This is a genomic window from Aquitalea pelogenes (assembly GCF_041914625.1).
GTDB classification, from domain to species: domain Bacteria; phylum Pseudomonadota; class Gammaproteobacteria; order Burkholderiales; family Chromobacteriaceae; genus Aquitalea; species Aquitalea pelogenes.
The window spans coordinates 1-19450 of sequence record NZ_JAYSDA010000025.1; the positions used below are offsets into that span (position 1 = coordinate 1).

Consider the following 19450-nt stretch of genomic DNA (forward strand, 5'->3'; position numbering starts at 1 on the left):
TTTAAGCGGCTGGCTGTCTGAGCGATTGGACGTTAGCCAATCGCGAGTTCCAGCCTTGCCGCAGCAGTGTCAGGCCCCGGAGGGACGCCGCAGGCCATGCTTGCTGGGTGGCCTTTAGGGATGAAAGGGATCTTTGGCCAAGCAAAGATCCCTTTCCCGTCTGCCGCGCGGAAGCGGCACTCAACACATCATCCGCGTGAGCGGATGCAAAACGCTGTGATTTCGATCACATAAGCAGGGTGTATCTACTCGCACCATGGCGGAACGCCCCGGTGACGCCGGGGCTTCCGCCCTACGGACTGGTACTTTGCCAACGCCATGTGCGGTGAGGATTTTTCCTGCAAGGTGCAGGCATGTGCCCGGAGGTGTCAGCGGTAAATCCGAAACGCTGACATACCTGCACATCTTGCCAGTGTTTGCGGCGGTCCTTACCCTTGTTCTCCTGTTGTCAGGTTCTTAGTCTTGGCCTCCTGTGCGTAACAACACAGCATGGGTCTGGCGACCCTGGCATATGGCACGCAACTGCTCCGGTAGTTGCTTGTTGCACTCGTGTACCTTCATGTCTTCAATGGCGGGCCGGGTGGGGAGACCTTACGGTCTGCCGGGTCCATGTGCCGGTTCGCCAGCCCCGCTTTGGCTTGCCACCCGTCTGGCGAAGGATGGCAATGACTCGTTTGCCACATGGAGCTTCTGACATGAAAAAAGCACCACCTCTCAGTAGTACCTCCCCGCCCATCCAGTTGCGCTTCAACAAGAAAACCCTTGGTGTCTTTCCATTGGCACAAGGCCCGCGCTTTGTCGCGGCCGATATCGCCAAACTGCTCAAATACCGGGATGAAACCGCCCTGCAAACCGCGCTGGGCAAGAAGGCTGGTTGCCTGCTGACGCCCGCCAGCGGCCCGGCCCTGCTTACCTTGAGCGAAACAGAACTGCGCGATGTCCTGCGCACGTGTGGCAAACCACAGGCCCAACAGCTGCAACACTGGCTGGAGCACACCCTGCTGCCCGTCTTGCACAAGGACATGCCGCCCGGCCACGACAAGCTGCAACTGGCTTATGCCCTGGCCGATGAAGCGGCGCGGCAGGTGGGGCAGGCGGTGTGGGAATCGGTATTGGCAGGGGAGGCGGAGTGGCAGCAGTCGCGCTGGCTGGTTTCCCTGCACTATCAGGCCGAGCAGGGGCAGCGCAGGCCATCCGGCAAAACGGTGGCCTTGCAGACCGAGGTGAGCACGCTGGCGGCTTTGGCTGAGCGCGTGGCAGCGGGCGGGGCGCTGCCGGTCAGCACGCGCGAGCTGGTCAAACTGGCGGCAGCTTGCCATTTGCGCCTGGCCGAGCGCATGCAAAAGCAGGCGCTGCGGGCTTAGGCGCGTAGCAGCGGCAGCCGGCCAAAGCGCTGGCCGAACAGGCTGGTGGCGTCTTTCCCCCACCAGTCCTGCACCACGGTGCTGTACAGCTGGCGGAAGTCGATGGCGTAGGGCAGGTTGCCGTCGGTCAGCCCGGCCAGCGGGGCGGTTTGACCGTACAGGCCGCCCTTGACGCGGCCACCCAGCAGGAAGTGGCTGTTGGCGGTGCCGTGGTCGGTGCCGCGATTGCCGTTTTCGCGCGGGCGGCGGCCAAATTCGGCATAACTCAATACCAGGGTGTCGTCCCAGCGGCCTTGGGCCTGCATGCGGGCTTTGAGCAGGGCCAGTCCGTCGGCCAGTTCGCCCAGCAGGCGGGCCTGGGTGGGCTGCTGGCTGCCGTGGGTGTCAAAACCGGTAAGGGTGATGCGCGCCACGGCAATGCGGGTGCCGTTTTGCAGGATATCAGCCAGGGTGTTGATGGCCTGGGCAAAGCCGCCGACTGCTTTGGGGGGAGCGGTGGGGGCGTCGGCCGGGTTGGCTGGCGGCTTCATCACCGGTTGTTGCAGGGCGCTGGCGGCGGTGCGGATGTCGCCTTCCACTTTCAGGATGTGGGACAGCGCGCTGCTGTGCGCGCCGGCTTGCTGGTCCGCCGCCAGCTTGGCCTGACGGGCAAAGTCTTGCGGATTGTTCAGCACCACGGCGCGGGCACCACCATCCAGCGGGCCCAGGTTCTGGCTGGACAGCACCACGCCATCGGCAGCAAAACCGGGCGGGGTGGGCTGGCTGCGAAACAGGCGACTGAGCCAGCCTTCGCCCAGATACTGGTTGCTGGCCGAGGCGGTTTCCCAGATTTCGATGGAACGGAAGTGGGACAGATTGGGCTCCGGGTAGCCTACGCCTTGCAGCACGGCCACTTCCTGCTTTTGCCACAGCGGCAGCAGGCTTTGCATGGCCGGGTGCAGGCCCACTTGTTCGCTCAGTTGCAGTACTTGCGGGCGGGCAATACCGATGCTGGGGCGCAGGCGGTAATAGTCGTCGCTGCTGTAGGGGATGACGGTGTTCAACCCGTCATTGCCACCCTTGAGTTCCACCAGTACCAGCAGGCGCTGGTAGCCGGCCGGGGCCAGTGCATAGCTGAGATTGGGCAGTACCGATACCAGCAGGCCGGCACTCATGGCTTTGAGAAATTCGCGGCGTTGAAACATGGCAGTGTCCTTGTGGGCGGTTCAGTGCACCTGGTAGGCCGGGTCCAGCAGCAGCGGCGCAATGGCCTGTGCGCCATTCATGTCGGCAGGCAGCGGCTGGGCCGGGGGGACGGCCAGCAGCAGGCGTGTGGCATCGGCAGCAGTGTTGACGTGGTAGATGGCGGCCCATTCGTCCGGTTGCAGCTTGATGGGGCGCAGACCGGCCTGCACCAGGCGGTGGATGCGGGCTTCGCGGCCACGTTGTTCGTCCATCTGGCCATCGGCCATGACAAAGCTGTTGCGGATGGGGGCGGCGTCGTGGCTCAGGCGGTCGAGAAACTGTTTGCGGGTGAGCAGGGTGGTGCTGTTGATCCAGCTATCGCCACCGGGCCAGCCCTTGACATTGGGCGGGTTGAACACGTCCTGCCCCAGCTGGCGGTTAAGTCCGGCCAGCGCGCGCCAGTCCGGCGGGGTGAGGTCGAAGGTCACCAGCGTACCTACGGTCAGTTCCACCGGCGATTTCACCAGCTGGCCCTGGCTGTTCCAGAATGCCGGGGTTAGCAGCATGGCACGCAGCAACGGGCGGATTTCGTAATTGTCGCGGTAGAACAGCGCGGACAGGCGCTGGATGTCGGCCTCGTTCGGTGTGGGAGAAACCAGGTATTTCCACAGCTTGAGGGTGACAAAGCGGGCGGTTTGCGGCTTGCGCAGCAGCATGTCCAGCACGTCGTCACCGTCGAAATTGCCCTGCTGGCCAAAGATGGTCTTGTCGCCGTTGTCATGCAGGTTCGGCCGGTAGACAAACTGGAAGTCCTTGTCCAGCGACCAGCCGGTAAAGGCGCGGGCGGCTTCGCGGATGTCCTGCTCGCTGTAATGGCCTTCGCCAAGAGTGAACAGTTCCATCACCTCGCGGGCAAAGTTTTCATTAGGCTGGCCCTTGCGGTTATTCACCGTGTCCAGGTAGCGCATCATGGCCGGGTCGCGGGCGATGGCATGCAATAGCTGGCCGAAGTTGCCCACCGCCTGCTTGCGCAGCAAAACATTCTGTTGATACATCAGCTGCGGCACGCCCACCTTGTCCAGGGCGGAAACAAGATGGTTGTGCCAGAACAGGGTCATTTTTTCGGTCAGCGGGCTGGGGCTGATGCGCATTTCTTCCAGCCACCAGCCGCGCAGTTCCAGCGCATGTTCGTTGCGCTCTTTTTGCAGGGCTTTCTTTTCGTCTTCAGTCAGATTGGGCTTGCCCGGTCGTTCAAACGGTTCGTTGACCCAGGCGGGCGGGGCGGTGAGGGCGGTGTAGCTGACGTGATCGAGCAGTCGGTCCACCGCCTGCTGGCGGCTGAGCGGTGCATACAGGGCAATTTGCGCCGGATTTGCCCCGAAACCGGTACGGGACAGCAAATGACGCGCACCAGCCTCGCCGATACCGGCCCAGGCTTGCAGCGGTAGCATGGCAAGCAGAAGCAGACGGATGACAATGTTCACGGATGGCCTCGCAGCAAAAACCGGCCCGCAACACGGCGTGGTAGCTGCTGCCAGTGCTGCGGGAGGCGCTAAGAATGGGCTGGCGGGCGGCCTGCCCATGGCTGGATTTTACTTGCCGATTTCCTTGCTGACCGTGTTTTCTTCCTGGTTCAGGGTTTTTTGTTCCTGCTTGGTGATGTGGCCGTGGTGCAGGCGGGCATCGGCACGTTCCTGCTGGCGGATGGCGCGGTCTTGCTGGTGCAGTTCGTGCGCTTGTTGCTTGCTGATTTCGCCTTCCTTGCGTTCCTGATGGATGCGCTTGTCCTGATTGGCCAGACGGTGCTTCACTTCGGCGCGGCGCGGGTGCTGTTTTTGCCATTCGGTTTCGGCCGATGCGGTGGCGGACAGGCTGGCGAAGGTGACGGCGGACAGGCTGATCAGCATGATGCGGGTAGACAGTTTCATGGTGGTGCTCCCTGGGTTATCTGTTGTTGCTGCGGTTGAACAAGCGTGCTGTTGTTGTGAATTCATCATGGCGGGAAAGTGTGTACAATCCATTGTTTGTTGGCGGCAGGGTGTTAATTTTCGTGAAAAACGGGTAACGCCTTGTAAGCGGACATGTCGGCAGGTATCTGAAGGATGCCGCCAATCACCAGGGGTGCCCCGCGCGGGCTGAGAAACACCCTAGAACCTGAACTGGATAATGCCAGCGGAGGGAGCGTGATGCAGAAGGCCAACCCGTCTGTTGTTTCGCTTGCTCCTGCGATTGCGCTTTGTCGCACGGAGAATGTCATGCAATTGTTCAAAACCACCACCTTGCTGGCCGCGCTGCTGGCCGCAGGACTGTCCCACGCTGCCGAGTTGCGCGTACTCACCCATAGTTCTTTTGCCGTGGCCAAGCCGCTGCTGGCCGAGTTCGAGAAGCAGAACGGCGTCAAGCTGAGCATCATCAAGGCGGGGGATGCCGGGGAGATGGTCAACAAGCTGATCCTGACCCGCGCCAACCCGATTGCCGACGTGGTGTACGGCATCGACAACACCCTGATTGGCAAGGCCGAAACGGCCGGTGTGCTGCTGCCGATGAGCGACAAGGGCGGCGCGGTGTCGCTGCCCGGCGCGGTGAGCATCGATTACGGTTATGTCACGCTCAACTACGACAAGGCCTGGTTTGCCAAAAAGCAGTTGCCGCTGCCCAAAACCCTGGATGACCTGACCCGTCCGGCCTACAAGGACCTGCTGGTGGTGGAAAACCCGGCCACCTCCAGCCCCGGTCTGGCATTCTTGCTGTCCACCATTTCCGCCATGGGCGAAGCCAAGGCCATGGCCTTCTGGGGCAAGCTGCGCGATAACGGCGTGAAGGTGAGCAAGGGCTGGACCGAAGCCTATTACACCGACTTCTCCCGCAATGGCGGTGCCCGCCCCATCGTGGTGAGCTATGCCACCAGCCCGGCGGCGGAAGTGTTCTACAGCAAGGAAAAACTGACGGCCTCGCCGACCGGTAACCTGTTGCTGCCCGGTGCCGTGTTCCAGCAAGTGGAAGGCGCGGCGCTGGTGAAGGGCGGCAAGGAAGCGGCGCTGGCGCGCAAGTTTGTCGAATTCCTGCGTTCGGACGCGGTGCAGAAGGATATTCCCACCAGCATGTGGATGTACCCGGTACAGCCGCGCATCGCGCTGGACCCGGTATTCCAGCATGCGGAAAAACCGACGGCGCACACCACGCCGGATAGCCGCCAGATTGCCGCCAAGACCACCGCCTGGGTAGGCAAGTGGACCCGCATCGTGCTGAAGTCCGGCCAGTAATGCACACCAGCCCCGCGATTGCCGACATCCTCAGCCCGCGGCTGATCCTGCGTCATCTGACGCCGGACATGCTGCGGGCCTGTATTGATGCGCGCCTGGCCGAGGCGGCCGTGGCACTGGGTAGTGAGGTGCCGCTGGACTGGCTGGAAGAAGCGGCCGTGATGTCGCTGCGGCTGGAGCAGATGGAAAACGAACCGGACTACGCGCCGTGGTCGATGCGCGCCATGCTGTTGCGCGAAACCGGCCAGCTGGTGGGGCATATCAATTTCCATACCTGCCCCGGTCATCCTTATCTGGCCGGACGCGGTGATGTGGAGCTGGGCTACACCGTGCTGCCGGAATTCCGTCGTCAGGGCTATGCCACCGAAGCCTTGACCGCCTGCGCCGACTGGGCGGTACACACCGCCGGGGTAAAGCGTTTTGTCTTGTCCATCAGCCCGGACAATCTGCCTTCGCAGCAACTGGCGGCCCGGCTGGGCTTTCGCTGGCTGGAGCGGGTGGAAGACCCGGAGGACGGTCCGGAAGACGTGCTGGTGGCCGACTGGCCCTTCCAGCAGGACCATGCATGACAGCGCGTCGCCGTGCCCTTGCGCTGGCGCTGTTGCCGCTGGCCTTTCTGCTGCTGATGTCCATCCTGCCCTTGCTGCGTTTGCTGCACGAGGGGCAGGGGCAATTTTCTGTTGGCCTGCTGGCCGATTCCTACCTGCAATGGCGTATTGTCTGGTCCCTGCTGCAAGCAGCCGCCAGCTGTGTGGCCGCGCTGCTGGTGGGCCTGCCGCTGGCCTGGTGTCTGGCGCGCTATCAGTTTCCGGGGCGCAGCCTGACACTGCGCCTGCTGATGCTGCCCTTTGTCATGCCCACGCTGGTGGCCGGCATGGGCGTGCTGGCGCTGTTCGGCCCGCAAGGCTTGCTGGGTATCAATCTGCAGGACACGCCCTGGCTGCTGCTGTACGGCAATCTGTTTTTCAATCTGCCACTGGTGATTCGTGCCGCGTGTGAAGGCTTGTCCCTGATACCGGCCAGCCGGATTGCCGCTGCGCGCACGCTGGGTGCCACGCCGTGGCGGGTGTTCTGGCGGGTGGAGTGGCCGGCAGTGCGGCCCTGGTTGTGGTCTGCGTTGTGTCTGGTGTTTCTGTATTGCTTCTCCGGTTTTGGTCTGGCGCTGCTGCTGGGCGGACAGCGTTATGCCACGGTGGAGGTGGAAATCTACCAGTTGGTGGCTTACGAGCTGAATCTGGCCGATGCCGGTGCACTGGCCGTGCTGATGCTGCTGGTGACCGGGCTGATGGCCACGCTGTATGCCTGGCTGGAACGCAGCCTGGCCGCACCGCTGAAGGTGGACCCGCTGCCGCCGCGCCCACCGCAAGGCGCACAATGGCTGCAACTCTTGGCGGCACTGGCGGTGCTGCTGTTGTTTGGCGGTTTGCCGCTGCTGGCCGTGCTGTGGAAGGCGGCCCAGGCCTTGTGGCTGCTGGGGCCGGAAATGCTGGCGGATGAAGATGTGCGTCTGGCACTGTTCAATTCGGCCCGCTTCAGCGCACTGGCTGTGCTGTTGGCGGCGGGACTGGGCTGCCTGCATGCGCTGGCTGCGCGCACCAGCCTCGCTTTGCGGGCCTTGGCCTTTCTGCCCTTCATCGTGTCGCCGGTGTGCCTGGCGTTTGGCCTGCTGCTGCTTTATCCGAAATGGACGGCCAGCCTGGCCTTGCTGCTGGCCACCTATGCCTTGCTGGCCTATCCCTTTGTGGCGCGTAGCCTGGCCGGTGCGCTGGACAGCCTGCCGCCGCATTGGCCGCAGGCAGCGCGCAGTCTGGGCGCATCGCCGCTGCGAACCTTTACCCGCGTGCTGTGGCCCTTGTTGCAACCGGCTTTCCGCCGTGGCCTGGCCTTTGCCGCTGCCACCGCGCTGGGCGAGTTTGCCGTCACCCTGTTTTTGTCCCGGCCGGAGTGGCTGACGCTCACCACACTGATTTACCAGCGGCTGGGGCGGCCCGGTCCGGACAATGCCGCGCTGGCCATGTTGTTGTCCGCTGTGCTGATGCTGCTGGCCTTGCTGGCGTTTGTGGCGATCGAATGGCCATCGGCTGCCGAGCGCCCATTGAAGAAGGAGTCCTGAGATGCTGCAACTGGATGGGGTATGCAAGCGCTTTGGCGACAAGCTGGTGGCCGACAGGCTGAGCCTGCAACTGGCCAAGGGCGAGGTACTGGCCTTGCTGGGGCCGTCCGGCGGCGGCAAAAGCACCATGCTGAAGATGATTGCCGGGCTGGAGCCGGTAGATAGCGGCCGTATGCTGTTTGACGGGCAGGACCTGGCTGCCGTGCCGGTGGAGCAGCGTGGCTTTGCGCTGATGTTTCAGGACTTTGCCCTGTTTCCGCATCTGGACGTATTGGGCAATGTCTGTTTCGGCCTGCGTGAGCGCGGCCTGGCCCGCCCGGCGGCACAGCAGCAGGCGCGCGCCTGCTTGCAGCAACTGGGTCTGGCCGGTATGGAAACCCGCAAGGTGTGGACCTTGTCCGGCGGCGAGCAACAGCGCGTGGCACTGGCGCGGGCGCTGGTGACAGCACCGCGGCTGCTGTTGCTGGACGAGCCGTTTTCCAGTCTGGATGCCGACTTGCGCCGCCAGTTGCAGCTGGAATTCCGCCAGCAATTACAGCGCCAGCGCATGCCGGCCATGCTGGTGACCCACGACCGGGAAGAGGCTTTTGCCCTGGCCGACCGCGTGGCCGTGCTCAAGGATGGTCGCATTGTGCAATGCGCCAGCCCGGCGCAACTGCTGGCGGCACCGGCCACGCCCTGGCTGGCGCGCTTTATCGGCTATGAAAACGTGCTGGAGGAGGGCGTGGTGCCGGAGCAGGCCCTGTGCCTGGGCGCGGACCAGCCGCTGGCACAGGTGCAACGCATCATCCAGCTGGCGGACGGCGTGCGGGTGACGGTGGCCAGCATGGACGGGGAGTTGACGCTGACCCTGTCAGCGCGAGAGCTGGCACGCTATGGTGCCAACTTGCAGGTGGGTGGCACGCTGGCGGTGGGCATAGACCGCAGCGCCATGCTGCGCTACGCCGCCGCCTGAGCCGCACCTAGCTGGTGGCCGTCGCGCTGAGCGTGCAGGTACTGCCGCTATCGGCGCTGGGCTGGCACACATCCACCCAGCGGGCATCGGTAATCTCGGCCATCAGTGCCGGGGTGATGCGTACCGCGCTGTGAATGGCCCCGGCTGCCGGAAGAACCTCGTCAAAGTCGCGCAGCGAGGCATCCATATATACCGGTAGCGGCTGAGCCAGGCCAAACGGGCAGACACCGCCTACCGGGTGGCCGGTCAGCTCCACCACTTCTTCCACGGCCAGCATCTTGCCCTTGCCGAAGGCTTCCTTGAACTTGCGGTTGTCGATGCGCGCATCGCCACGGGTGACCAGAATGATTACCTCACCGCCATTCAGGCGAAAAGACAGGGTTTTGGCAATGCGCCCCGGCTCCACGCCGTGGGCTTCGGCGGCCAGCGCCACGGTGGCGGTGCTGACTTCCAGCTCGATGATGGGAATATCCAGATTGCGGGCGGCAAAAAAGTCGCGGACGGATTGCAGGCTCATGGGGCAGACGGAGAAGGTTGGGATGGCACATCACACTAAACGCTGACTGGCTGGCTGGCAAGTCGTGTGCGGTGTCATCCCCGCTGGCTTGTCGGCAAGGCTTCAGTGGCTGGCGATGTCTGCCAGTTTGTCGCTGATGTCCTGCGCGGTGGCGGCCTGTTCTTCTGCGGCATTGGCGATTTCGATGACAAAATCGCGCACATGGTTGATTTGATCGACAATGTCAACAATGGCGGCTTCGGCTTCGGCAAAGTCGCGCTCGGTGGCTTTTACCTGATCGCGCCCCTTGTCCATCGAACTGATATTGCTGTGCACTTCCTGCTGGATATCCCGGATCATGCTGCCGATTTCCTGCGTTGCCTTGGTGGTGCGCTCGGCCAGCTTGCGCACTTCATCGGCCACCACGGCAAAGCCACGGCCCATTTCCCCCGCACGGGCCGCTTCGATGGCGGCGTTCAGCGCCAGCAGGTTGGTCTGGTCGGCAATGTCCTTGATCACGCTGACGATCTGGCCAATGGTTTCCGATTGCTTGCCCAGCGAACCCAGATTGTCCGCTGTGCCGCTCACCAGCTCGCTCACGGCCCGCATGGCAGATGAGTTGTTTTCAATCATGCTCTTGCCCTTGCGTGCCCGGTTCAGCATTTCATTGGACGAGTCCGAGGCGGATGCCGTGCGTACGGCTACCATTTCGATGGTGGCCGTCATGGCCTGGACATTGCCGGAAAGCTCGCCAATGCGATCTTCCAGAAACAGGCGGCGCTGGTCGTTGGCATCGCGCAGCCTCTGGGCTTCCACTTCGGCTGAAATGTCCTGGAAACTGGCCATGAAACAGAGCAGCTTGTTGTTGTCCTGTGCATCCCAGATGGGAAACACCTTGGTCTTGAAGGTGACACCACCCACGGGAATCAAGGCTTCATGATGGGTAATGCGCCGTGCGGCAATGTCGTTCAGGATGCGGCGGATGCGTTCCGGGTCGCGGTGAAACTGGTGAATGCTGTGCTGGAAGGCGTTGTTGACATCAACCCCGGCACGGAATTTCTCGTTCATTGCGCTGCGGTGATGGGCCAGTACATCCCGCGCGGTGCGGTTCATGTAGAAGATGACGTTATCGGCGCTGGTATCAGCCAGCATGATGAGGTTGTCCACATGGTCCAGCATGGCGGTGAATTGGTAGATTTGTTTCTCGCAATCCTGCTGAACCTGATTTTTGTTGCCGAATCCGAACATGATGCACTCCTGTCAGTGGGGTCCGCCAAGCGCTTGTGCCGGCCATGTGTAGCGGCAGGAGGGCAAGCGCAAGTGCTGGAGGACTGAATGCAAAAGGGAACGAGCCAGGTGTTACCGGGAAACCAGAAAAATTAATCAGGTATAAACGGCGGGATGCTTGAAAAGCAAGAATGATTATCATCTCCTTCCCACAAGTACAGGTAGCCCGCCCGAGGGGCGGGACTTGTGGACCGGCAAGGCAGGGATTACTCCGGCAGGGCCAGCATATGGGTTTCCTTGACTTCTTCCATTACCACATAGCTGCGTGATTCATTGGCATTGGGCAGTTGCAGCAGAATTTCTCCCAGCAGCTTGCGGTACATCGACATGTCCGGAATGCGCGCCTTGATCAGGTAGTCGTATTCACCGGATACCAGGTGGCATTCCAGGATTTCCGGGATGTTCTGGATTTCACGGCGGAAGGCGTCAAAGATATTGCCCGACTTGGCCGACAGCTTGATCTCCACGAATACCAGCAGTGATGCGCCCATGGCGTGCGGGTTGAGCCGGGCGTAATAGCCTTCGATCACGCCGTCGCGCTCCAGCCGCCTTACCCGTTCGGTGCAGGGCGTGGTGGAGAGGCCCACCTTTTCCGCCAGCTCCGTCATGGCGATGCGGCCGTTTTTCTGCAACCATTTCAATATCTTAAGATCGATCTTGTCCAGTTCTCTGGCGTGCGTGTGTTTTACTTTCATGATTCACTATCAAAGTGTAATTTCGCAGGAAAATTGAATGTGACTTTGTATTAATTTGGTGAAAAAAACTGCATTGAAATAAATATACTACACAAAATCACTAAGCGCATGATGCGCGGCACGGAGAAAGAGGAAATGAAGGTAATCGTTCTGGGTGGTGGCGTGGTGGGTGTATCCACTGCATGGTATCTGGCCAAGGCTGGTGTGGACGTGACTGTTCTGGAGCGTCAGGACGGTGTGGCACTGGAAACCAGCTTCGGCAATGCAGGCCAGATTTCCCCGGGTTATTCCGCACCGTGGGCGGCTCCCGGCATCCCGACCAAGGCCATCAAGTGGATGTTCCAGCGCCATGCGCCGCTGGCCATTCAGCCGGATGGCAGCGTTTACCAGTTGCAGTGGATTGCCAAGATGCTGGCCAACTGCAATGAAAAATCCTACGCCATCAACAAGGGCCGCATGATGCGCCTGGCGGAATACAGCCGCGACAAGATCAAGGAACTGCGCGCCGAAACCGGCCTGGATTACGAAGGCCGTCAGGGCGGCACCCTGCAGCTGTTCCGCTCGCAGGCACAAGTAGAGGGCATGGCCAAGGATATTGCCGTGCTCAAGGAGTGTGGCGTGGACTTCAATGTGCTGGACCCGGACGGCTGCGCCCGTGTGGAACCGGCACTGGCCAAGGTAAAGCACAAGCTGACCGGCGGCCTGCAACTGCCGAACGACGAAACCGGCGACTGCAACCTGTTTACCAGCCGTCTGGCCGAGCTGGCTGCCGCCAAGGGCGTGAAGTTCCGCTTTGGCGTCAACATCAGCGCCATCGAAACCCATAACGGCCGCATCACCGGCGTGCGCATCGGCGACGAAATGCTGACCGCCGACCACTACGTGGTGGCACTGGGCAGCTACTCGCGTGATCTGCTGCAAAACCTGGGCATTGATATTCCGGTATACCCGGTCAAGGGCTATTCGCTGACCGTGCCGATCACCAACCCGGCCATGGCCCCGGTTTCCACCATTCTGGACGAAACCTACAAGGTAGCCATCACCCGTTTCAACGACCGCATCCGCGTGGGCGGCATGGCCGAGCTGGCCGGTTACAACCTGGACCTCAACCCGCGTCGTCGTGAAACGCTGGAGCTGGTGGTGGGCGACCTGTACCCGGATGGTGGCGACATTCCGGCAGCCACCTTCTGGACCGGCCTGCGTCCGATGACCCCGGATGGCACCCCCATCATCGGTGCCACCCGCTATGCCAACCTGTCGCTCAATACCGGCCACGGCACGCTGGGCTGGACCATGAGCGCCGGTTCCGGCAAGGTGCTGGCCGACCAGATTGTCGGCGTACAGCCGGAAATCAGCGTGGACGGCCTGTCCATCCAGCGTTACGCCAAGCAGGGCGAAACCCTGGTAGTGCCGATGCACTCCCGCACCGCCAACGCCGGAGCGTAAGCGCATGCGCCCGCTGATTGCCAGTATCCGTCTGGACAAGCTGCGCCATAACTACCTACAGGCCAAACAGCAGGCCGGTGGCCCGACCCTGGCGGTAATCAAGGCCAATGCCTATGGCCACGGCGCGGTGCGCTGTGCCCAGGCGCTGGCCGATGTGGCCGACGGTTTTGCCGTGGCTTGTCTGGAAGAGGCCATCCAGCTGCGCGAAGGCGGGGTGACCTTGCCCATCGTGCTGCTGGAAGGCGTGTTCGAAGCGGCCGAACTGGCCGATGTCGAACAGCATGATCTGTGGTTTGTGGTGCAAAGCCAGCAACAGCTGGAGATGGTGCTGCAGGCCAATCCGGCCAAGCCTTACACCGTGTGGCTGAAGATGGATTCCGGCATGCATCGCGCCGGTTTCTTCCCGCAGGACTACGCTGCCGCGCATTGCAAGCTGATGGCCAGTGGCAAGGTAGGCAAGATCGTCAAGATGAGCCACTTTGCCCGTGCCGACGAACCGCAGTTGTCTGCCACCCATGCCCAGCTGGAAGCGTTTGACAGCGTATGCCGCTATCTGTCCGGCGAGGAGAGCATTGCCAACTCAGCAGGCATCCTGTGCCACGAACGCTCGCACCGCCAGTGGAACCGCGCCGGCATCATGCTGTACGGTGCCTCGCCGCTGCCGGCCGGTTTCGATCAGGGCGCTGCCTTGCAGCCGGTAATGCGTTTGAGCACCCGCGTGTTTGGTGTGCGCGAACTGGCCGCTGGCGAACCGGTGGGCTATGGCGCCAGCTTTGTCGCCGAGCGTCCCACCCGCGTGGGCCTGATTGCTTGTGGTTATGCCGATGGCTATCCGCGTCTTGCTTCCACCGGCAGCCCGGTGGCGATTGATGGCGTGCGCTCGCGCGTGATCGGCCGCGTGTCGATGGACATGATGACGGTGGACCTGACCGATCTGCCGCAGGCGGGCATCGGCAGCGAGGTGGAGCTGTGGGGCGACACCATCCACATCAATGAGGTGGCGGCCCAGGCGGGCACCATTTCCTACGAAGTGCTGTGCAATGTGAAACGCGCGCACTTTAGCTACGACTGATTTTCCTTGTGCTTTGTGTAGTACTTTGTCTCTCGCCCGGCGTTGCCGGGCATTTTTTTGCCTGCCGCGCATTGTTGCACTTGTCATTGCCCTGTGACATGCTGCCATTTAATGACAAATAAATTTAAATTACCTGTGCTGCCACTCACTGCGTTTGGGCTATGGCTGGCGGTGCTTATGGCCGGCCTGTCATTGTCAGCAGGGCGGATCGCAATGAATACGGGGGCATGATGCGTCTGGCAAAATGGAATCTTTTTATACCGGTACTGGCACTGGCGGAGTTGTTGTTCGCGCAAGCCTTGCAGTTGCCGCTCACGGTGGTTTCCGGTGTGCTGGTATTGTTGCTGAAGTTAAAAGATGGCTATGGAATGCTGCCATATACACTGTCATCTTTTTTGTCTTATTTGCTGATATGTATCGGTGTGCTGTTTGTATTTGCCAAATACAATGTCTTGCCCCTGGTCCGGCAACCGGCGCGTGAACAGCGCTATCGCCGTGGGCATTGGCTGCTGGCCAGCATGAACGTGCTGGTAGTGCTTGCCTTTGGTATGCCGATGCTGCTGTCGACTCTGTTGCACGACCAGAACAGGATGATGCTGATGTGGTATTCCTCGCAGGTTTATCCCATTGCCCCTCTGGTATGGGCTATCGGCCTGTATATGGTGTGGAGTTCGCGCGCAGTCCCGCCTGGTGCGGCGCTGCCTGGGGACCCGGAGTGAGGGTACAGACAAAAAAACACCCCGCCAGTCTGACTGGTCGGGGTCTGCAGGGTCAGAGCCAGGCTCCGACGGAGGGTTAACTTTCACCCCATGTCAACGCCGTGCAAGCGCAGCCTGCATCCGCGGTCAAGGGTGCGGAAACAGGCAGGGTGAACTGAGATGTTACGCAATGGAAAGCTCTGTTTCCATTAGGGATTATCCTGATTCCGCAGGGCTGCCCCGGACCAGCCTCTAGCGGTTGGCCATCACCGCCTGCACCAGGTCGGCAATCGAGCGCACTTTCATCTTGTCCATCATCTTGCCCCGGTGGGCTTCCACCGTCTTGATGCTGATGCCCAGCTCGTCGGCAATCACCTTGTTCATCTTGCCTTCCACCACCTTGTCCAGCACTTCGCGTTCGCGGATGGTGAGCGAGGCCAGGCATTCGGCAAAACGGTCGCGCGCGGCACTGCTGGCCTGCTGCTGCTGGCTCAGCGCCAGTGCGCTGTCGACGGTATTGAGCAGCGCCTGCTGGTTGAACGGCTTTTCCAGAAAATCATGCGCGCCACGCTTGACCGCCTGCACCGCCATCGGCACGTCGCCATGGCCGGTGATGAAGATGACCGGCCAGGGGTTGTGGCGGGCGCTGAGTTCATCAAACAGTTCCAATCCGCTCATGCCAGGCATGCGGATATCCACGATCAGGCAACCGGCACCGCGCGGCTGGAAGTCTTCCAGCAGTGCTTCGGCACTGGCATGACAGGAAATGGCGTAGTCGTGGCTTTCCAGCAGGAAAACCAGCGAGTCACGGAATGCTTCGTCGTCATCGACGATGTGAACCTGGGGAGAGCTGGCACTCATGTTTCGGACACCGGTAGCGTGAATCGGAAAATACTACCACCACCGGGCTTGTCTTCCACCCACAATTGGCCTTCGTGGAACTCGATGATGGTGCGGCAGATATTCAGGCCCATGCCCATGCCTTCTGCCTTGGTGGTGAAGAAGGCATCGAACAGGCGTTCTTTCAGATCCAGCGGCACGCCGTGGCCGTGGTCGCTGATGGCCACTTCGATGCGGCGCGGGTTCAGCTGGCGCGCTTCCACATGCAGCACGCGTTCGGCCGGGGTGCAGTCCTGCATGGCTTCGATGCCGTTCTTGATCAGGTTGAGCAGCACCTGTTCCACCAGGATGGGGTCGACATAGAGTGGCGGCAGGTCCTTGTCCAGCCGGATGTCGATGGTGGCGGCCTGACGGCGGGCTTCAATATCGGCAATGGCCAGCGAGGCTTCGATGATGTCAGGCAGCTGGCAGGTCTTGCGGTCCGGCTCGCTTTGTTTGACAAATTCGCGGATGCGGCGCACCACGGTGCCGGCGCGCTCGGCCTGGGCGGTAATCTTTTCCATCACCGGCAGCAGCGCTTCCGGTGTGGCCTTGCCCTGGCGGATGCGCTCGATACAGCCAGCCTGGTAGTTGGCAATGGCGGATAGCGGCTGGTTCAGTTCGTGCGCCAGGGTGGAGGCCATCTCGCCCATGGTGACCAGGCGCGAGGTGGATTGCAGCTGCTGCATCTGCTGCTGGTAGCGTTCTTCGGCGTCGTGCTGCTGGGTGGTGTCGGTGAGAATGGTCATGGAGACAATGCGGCCATTCACCCAGCGAATGCTGCGGCGGCGCATGGAAATCCAGCGCGAGGGCGGGTCCATCCACACTTCCATGTCCACGTCGCGTGCGCTGCGCATCAGCTCCACCAGCCGCAGGTCGCAATAGCCCAGCTGGCTGTCGGCCGGCTGGTCCGGCGTGAACCACTGCTGATAGCGCTGGTTGCAGAACAGCAATTCCAGCGAGGCCGGGTCCACTACGGCGACCGCAGCGTCCAGCCCTTCGATGACGGTGACAAAGCGGTCGTGCGAGGCTTCCAGCCGGCGCTGGGCTTCCAGCCGCTCGGTGATGTCGGTCAGCACCGCCATCCAGCCGGTATGGTGGCCGTGGGCGTCGATCAGCGGCGAAGCCAGGATGTGGGCGTCGAATACTTCGCCATTCTTGCGTTGCAGGATGGACTGGAAACCTTCCGGTGGCGCTTCGCCTGCCAGCGTGTCTTCCAGGTCGCGCCGGTTGCCTTCGCTGAGTACCCCTTGCCGCCAGTAGGGGTAGGGGGCGGCCTGGCCGATCAGCTCCTGCTCGCTGTAGCCGGTGATGGCACAAAACGACGGATTGACATAGGTGATGCGGCCTTGCAGGTCGATGGCACGGATGCCCACCACCAGGGAGTCTTCCATCGCCTTGCGGAAGGCGGACTCCTGACGCAGCGCCTGTTCAGCCTGTTTTTCTGCCGTGATGTCACGGCCGGACACATAGGCCACGCCGCTGTCGGCCAAGGGACTTAGCGCCCATACGATCCAGCGCACTTCGCCTGATTTGGTGAGGATGCGGGTTTGCACAAAGCGGTCGGCCCCGCCGGTATCAAACAGCCGCTCGAAGCTGTCGCGTGCACTTTCACGCTCTTCGGGCAGCAGGTAGTTGAGGAAGGACGTGCCCAACAGTTCGTCTGCGCTATAACCCAGGCCTTTTTCAAAGGCCGGGTTCAGTTGCAGGATGGTGGTGTCGCGCCGCACCACGCCCAGCATTTCCTGCGACAGCCGGTATACCCGGTCGCGTTCGCGTTCTGCTTCCACCCGGCCACGGATATGGCGGTTGAGGCTGAGCAGGCTGAGCAGGGTGAGCAGTACCATGCCGGCAATCAGCCCCAGTTGCAGCAGCCGGGCCTGGGTCATCGCACCCTTTACCGGCCGGGCGGTAATCACCAGCCCGGTGCCGGGCAGTTCCAGTTTTTCCGCCACACCGCTACGCAGGCGGTTCTGGGCATTGGCGGCAATGGTTTTGCCGTCGCGGGTTTGCAGTTCCAGCTGGTATTTTTCACTGAACCAGGCCGGTGGCAGCCGTCGTACCACATTGTCGGCATCGAACATGGCCACCAGCATGCCGTTGAACTGGCCGTTCTGGTACAGCGGGATATCCAGTTCGTAGCGCCAGCTGCCGTTGCTGCGCTGAAACGGCGCACTGTAGGCAAAGCGTCCGTTTTGCTGGGCCAGCTTGAAAGCGGCCGGTGCCTGGATGCTGGCACCGGGGGAGAGCGGGCCATCTTCATAAGGGGCGGTCCAGCGCAGGATGCCGTGACTGTCGCTGCGCGCCAGCGCCAGCATTTCCGGGGTATTGGCCAGCAGTTGCGATGCCTGGGTCTGGAAGCCGGCTTCGTCGGTTTCACCGCTACCCATGCTGCGCGCCAGGTCGGTCAACTGGGCCAGATTGTCTTCCAGCTTCAGTTGCAGGGTTTGTTCGGCCCACAAGGCATCGCGGGCCAGATTGCTTTTTTGCTGCTCTGCCTCGCGCGCGTCCAGCGTCCACAGCATCACGCCCATGGTGAGGAAGAACAGCACGATGGTGGTGTTGGGAAACAACTGATACCAGCCACTGCGTTTGCGTAAGGCGTAAAAGCGGGGTGTGCGCATAGGAAGGCGGTAGGCTAGAGGTGGCAAAAGCCAGCAATACATACTGGCCGGTATGATTTTCTCCAGTTTACGACAAGCGGGAGAACCTGACTGTAAGGGTTGGCCCGCAGTTGTGGCGCTTGCTGGTGCAAATTCGCGTGCTACTTGAGTCCATGCCCTTGCCGGGGGTAATCTCGCGGCTGGTTTTGATCAGGCAGGAAGACAAGCGGCATGCGCAGCATCAGCATCATCTGTGGGATAGGGTTGGGCCTTTTGTGCAGCCTGGTGCTGGCTGCACCACAACCCATCCGTATTGGTGTGCCCGGCGCCTTTACCGGCGGTTCTGCCCCCATGGGCCTGAGCATGCGCAACGGCATCCGTCTGGCTGCGGCCGAAATCAACAAGGCCGGTGGTGTGCTGGGGCGGCCCATCGAGCTGGTGGAGCGTGACGATGGCGGCATCCCGGCGCGTGGCATCAAGGTGGCGCAGCAATTGCTCATCCAGGACCGGGTGGTGGCGGTGGTGGGCTTCGTCAATACCGGGGTGGCGCTGGCAGCCAGCAAGAACTATCAGGATGCGCGGGTTCCGGTGATGCTGGCGGTGGCCACCGCCGCCATCCTGACGCGGCAGTTTCCACTGCATGGCAATACCGACAACTATATTTTCCGGGTGGCGGCGGCGGACGACCTGCAAGCGCCGTTGATTGTGCGCGAGGCGGTGCAGCGTTCGGGTTATCGCAAGCTGGCCATTTTTGCCGACAACACCAATTACGGCTATCAGGGCCTGATGGAGCTGGAACGTGCGCTGGGCCAGAACGGCCTGAAGCCCAGCTATGTGGCGCGCTTCAACCTGCAGGAGCGGGACATGGCCAATGCGCTGCTGCAGGCACGCAATGCCGGCAGTCAGGCCATTCTCACCTATGCCATCGGCCCGGAACTGGCCGAGCTGGCCAACACCATGTCACGCATGGACTGGAAAGTGCCCATCATCGGCAGCTGGACCTTGTCCATGTCCAACTTCATCGATAATGCCGGCCCCAATGGCGAAGGCGCGCGCATGGTGCAAAGCTATATTCCGGCCGAAGATGACACCCCCAGACGGCGGGACTTTCTGGATGGCTACCAGTGGTTGTTCCACACCCGTCGCATTCCTTCACCACCCTCGGCAGCGCAAGGCTATGACGGCATGAAACTGATGGCCGAGGCCATCCGTCAGGCGGGTTCGCTGGATGGCATTGCCATTGTGCGTGCGCTGGAAAACCTGCATCAGCCGGTGGCCGGGGTGATCACCACCTACAAGCAGCCATTCAGCCGCAACGACCACGAGGCGCTGGAGCTGAACGTACCTGTCATCGGCAAGGTGGAGCGTGGCCGGGTGGTGTATGCCTACCCGGCTGACAAACCGCACCAGTAAGC

Annotated in this window: 17 protein-coding genes and 1 riboswitch; of the genes, 9 read left to right on the plus strand and 8 right to left on the minus strand. The window is 61.7% G+C overall.

Features of this window, described 5'->3' with window-relative positions:
- The first annotated feature begins 695 nt into the window (after window positions 1-695).
- Complete coding sequence (locus ACE3SE_RS17060) at window positions 696-1364, plus strand: hypothetical protein (protein WP_374557067.1); 669 nt, start codon at window positions 696-698, stop codon at window positions 1362-1364.
- Here ACE3SE_RS17060 and ACE3SE_RS17065 read toward each other — a convergent pair.
- The 3 genes from ACE3SE_RS17065 to ACE3SE_RS17075 all read right to left on the minus strand — a co-directional run bounded on the left by ACE3SE_RS17065 (window position 1361) and on the right by ACE3SE_RS17075 (window position 4456).
- On the minus strand, window positions 1361-2548 hold the full coding sequence (locus ACE3SE_RS17065) for a DUF1501 domain-containing protein (protein WP_374557069.1): 1188 nt from the start codon (window positions 2546-2548) through the stop codon (window positions 1361-1363). The two genes, ACE3SE_RS17060 and ACE3SE_RS17065, sit on opposite strands and share 4 nt — an antisense overlap.
- Window positions 2549-2569: 21 nt before the next feature.
- Complete coding sequence (locus tag ACE3SE_RS17070; RefSeq protein ID WP_374557071.1) at window positions 2570-4012, minus strand: DUF1800 domain-containing protein; 1443 nt, start codon at window positions 4010-4012, stop codon at window positions 2570-2572.
- A gap of 108 nt (window positions 4013-4120) precedes the next feature.
- Window positions 4121-4456, minus strand: coding sequence for a hypothetical protein (locus ACE3SE_RS17075; protein ID WP_374557073.1), 336 nt, complete (start codon window positions 4454-4456; stop codon window positions 4121-4123).
- 179 nt (window positions 4457-4635) lie between these two features.
- Window positions 4636-4727: riboswitch (TPP riboswitch) on the plus strand.
- Window positions 4728-4783: 56 nt separating this feature from the next.
- On the opposite strand from ACE3SE_RS17075, the gene ACE3SE_RS17080 reads away from it, so the two are divergent.
- The 4 genes from ACE3SE_RS17080 to ACE3SE_RS17095 are packed head-to-tail and all read left to right on the plus strand — an operon-like array spanning window position 4784 to window position 8859.
- Window positions 4784-5791 carry a thiamine ABC transporter substrate-binding protein gene (locus ACE3SE_RS17080; protein WP_374557075.1) on the plus strand — a complete coding sequence of 336 codons (1008 nt, stop codon included), beginning with the start codon at window positions 4784-4786 and terminating at the stop codon, window positions 5789-5791.
- Window positions 5791-6360 carry a GNAT family N-acetyltransferase gene (locus ACE3SE_RS17085; protein ID WP_374557077.1) on the plus strand — a complete coding sequence of 190 codons (570 nt, stop codon included), beginning with the start codon at window positions 5791-5793 and terminating at the stop codon, window positions 6358-6360. The genes ACE3SE_RS17080 and ACE3SE_RS17085 overlap by 1 nt, the downstream gene beginning before the upstream one ends.
- A complete protein-coding gene (locus ACE3SE_RS17090) occupies window positions 6357-7904 on the plus strand; it encodes an ABC transporter permease (RefSeq protein ID WP_374557079.1) in 1548 nt (515 codons plus the stop codon). The genes ACE3SE_RS17085 and ACE3SE_RS17090 overlap by 4 nt, the downstream gene beginning before the upstream one ends.
- Before the next feature lies 1 nt (window position 7905).
- Complete coding sequence (locus tag ACE3SE_RS17095) at window positions 7906-8859, plus strand: ABC transporter ATP-binding protein (protein WP_374557081.1); 954 nt, start codon at window positions 7906-7908, stop codon at window positions 8857-8859.
- A 7-nt stretch (window positions 8860-8866) separates the two neighbouring features.
- Here ACE3SE_RS17095 and ACE3SE_RS17100 read toward each other — a convergent pair whose 3' ends face one another.
- The 3 genes from ACE3SE_RS17100 to ACE3SE_RS17110 all read right to left on the minus strand — a co-directional run bounded on the left by ACE3SE_RS17100 (window position 8867) and on the right by ACE3SE_RS17110 (window position 11337).
- Entirely contained in the window at window positions 8867-9376 is a 510-nt protein-coding gene (locus tag ACE3SE_RS17100; RefSeq protein WP_374557083.1) for a YbaK/EbsC family protein, read from the minus strand.
- 102 nt (window positions 9377-9478) lie between these two features.
- The gene (locus tag ACE3SE_RS17105) at window positions 9479-10603 is read right to left on the minus strand and encodes a methyl-accepting chemotaxis protein (protein ID WP_374557085.1); all 1125 of its coding nucleotides are present in this window, start codon (window positions 10601-10603) and stop codon (window positions 9479-9481) included.
- Window positions 10604-10848: 245 nt separating this feature from the next.
- Entirely contained in the window at window positions 10849-11337 is a 489-nt protein-coding gene (locus ACE3SE_RS17110) for an Lrp/AsnC ligand binding domain-containing protein (RefSeq protein WP_045846107.1), read from the minus strand.
- 135 nt (window positions 11338-11472) lie between these two features.
- Between ACE3SE_RS17110 and ACE3SE_RS17115 the strand changes: the two genes are divergently transcribed.
- From ACE3SE_RS17115 to ACE3SE_RS17125, 3 genes are all read left to right on the plus strand, one after another.
- Window positions 11473-12783 (plus strand): D-amino acid dehydrogenase, encoded by a 1311-nt coding sequence (locus ACE3SE_RS17115; RefSeq protein ID WP_089084616.1) that lies wholly within the window; start codon window positions 11473-11475, stop codon window positions 12781-12783.
- Window positions 12784-12787: 4 nt separating this feature from the next.
- Entirely contained in the window at window positions 12788-13855 is a 1068-nt protein-coding gene (gene alr / locus ACE3SE_RS17120) for an alanine racemase (RefSeq protein ID WP_374557087.1), read from the plus strand.
- 227 nt (window positions 13856-14082) lie between these two features.
- Window positions 14083-14574, plus strand: a complete 492-nt coding sequence (locus ACE3SE_RS17125) for a hypothetical protein (RefSeq protein WP_374557089.1) — start codon at window positions 14083-14085, stop codon at window positions 14572-14574.
- 231 nt (window positions 14575-14805) lie between these two features.
- On the opposite strand, the gene ACE3SE_RS17130 is transcribed toward ACE3SE_RS17125, so the two are convergent.
- Both ACE3SE_RS17130 and ACE3SE_RS17135 read right to left on the minus strand, forming a co-directional pair.
- Entirely contained in the window at window positions 14806-15414 is a 609-nt protein-coding gene (locus ACE3SE_RS17130; RefSeq protein WP_131358983.1) for a response regulator transcription factor, read from the minus strand.
- Window positions 15411-18056 (minus strand): PAS domain S-box protein, encoded by a 2646-nt coding sequence (locus tag ACE3SE_RS17135; protein ID WP_374557091.1) that lies wholly within the window; start codon window positions 18054-18056, stop codon window positions 15411-15413. The genes ACE3SE_RS17130 and ACE3SE_RS17135 overlap by 4 nt, the downstream gene beginning before the upstream one ends.
- A gap of 210 nt (window positions 18057-18266) precedes the next feature.
- Here ACE3SE_RS17135 and ACE3SE_RS17140 point away from each other — a divergent pair, with 210 nt between their 5' ends.
- A complete protein-coding gene (locus tag ACE3SE_RS17140; protein WP_374557093.1) occupies window positions 18267-19448 on the plus strand; it encodes an ABC transporter substrate-binding protein in 1182 nt (393 codons plus the stop codon).
- Window positions 19449-19450 lie beyond the last annotated feature (2 nt).

Coding starts and splice junctions, on each gene's coding strand:
- ACE3SE_RS17130 (WP_131358983.1), bottom strand. CDS start 15,414: ATGAGTGCCAGCTCTCCCCAGGTTCACATCGTCGATGACGACGAAGCA.
- ACE3SE_RS17125 (WP_374557089.1), top strand. CDS start 14,083: ATGATGCGTCTGGCAAAATGGAATCTTTTTATACCGGTACTGGCACTG.
- ACE3SE_RS17060 (WP_374557067.1), top strand. CDS start 696: ATGAAAAAAGCACCACCTCTCAGTAGTACCTCCCCGCCCATCCAGTTG.
- alr (WP_374557087.1), top strand. CDS start 12,788: ATGCGCCCGCTGATTGCCAGTATCCGTCTGGACAAGCTGCGCCATAAC.
- ACE3SE_RS17065 (WP_374557069.1), bottom strand. CDS start 2,548: ATGTTTCAACGCCGCGAATTTCTCAAAGCCATGAGTGCCGGCCTGCTG.
- ACE3SE_RS17080 (WP_374557075.1), top strand. CDS start 4,784: ATGCAATTGTTCAAAACCACCACCTTGCTGGCCGCGCTGCTGGCCGCA.
- ACE3SE_RS17110 (WP_045846107.1), bottom strand. CDS start 11,337: ATGAAAGTAAAACACACGCACGCCAGAGAACTGGACAAGATCGATCTT.
- ACE3SE_RS17085 (WP_374557077.1), top strand. CDS start 5,791: ATGCACACCAGCCCCGCGATTGCCGACATCCTCAGCCCGCGGCTGATC.
- ACE3SE_RS17105 (WP_374557085.1), bottom strand. CDS start 10,603: ATGTTCGGATTCGGCAACAAAAATCAGGTTCAGCAGGATTGCGAGAAA.
- ACE3SE_RS17075 (WP_374557073.1), bottom strand. CDS start 4,456: ATGAAACTGTCTACCCGCATCATGCTGATCAGCCTGTCCGCCGTCACC.
- ACE3SE_RS17095 (WP_374557081.1), top strand. CDS start 7,906: ATGCTGCAACTGGATGGGGTATGCAAGCGCTTTGGCGACAAGCTGGTG.
- ACE3SE_RS17100 (WP_374557083.1), bottom strand. CDS start 9,376: ATGAGCCTGCAATCCGTCCGCGACTTTTTTGCCGCCCGCAATCTGGAT.
- ACE3SE_RS17140 (WP_374557093.1), top strand. CDS start 18,267: ATGCGCAGCATCAGCATCATCTGTGGGATAGGGTTGGGCCTTTTGTGC.
- ACE3SE_RS17135 (WP_374557091.1), bottom strand. CDS start 18,056: ATGCGCACACCCCGCTTTTACGCCTTACGCAAACGCAGTGGCTGGTAT.
- ACE3SE_RS17115 (WP_089084616.1), top strand. CDS start 11,473: ATGAAGGTAATCGTTCTGGGTGGTGGCGTGGTGGGTGTATCCACTGCA.
- ACE3SE_RS17090 (WP_374557079.1), top strand. CDS start 6,357: ATGACAGCGCGTCGCCGTGCCCTTGCGCTGGCGCTGTTGCCGCTGGCC.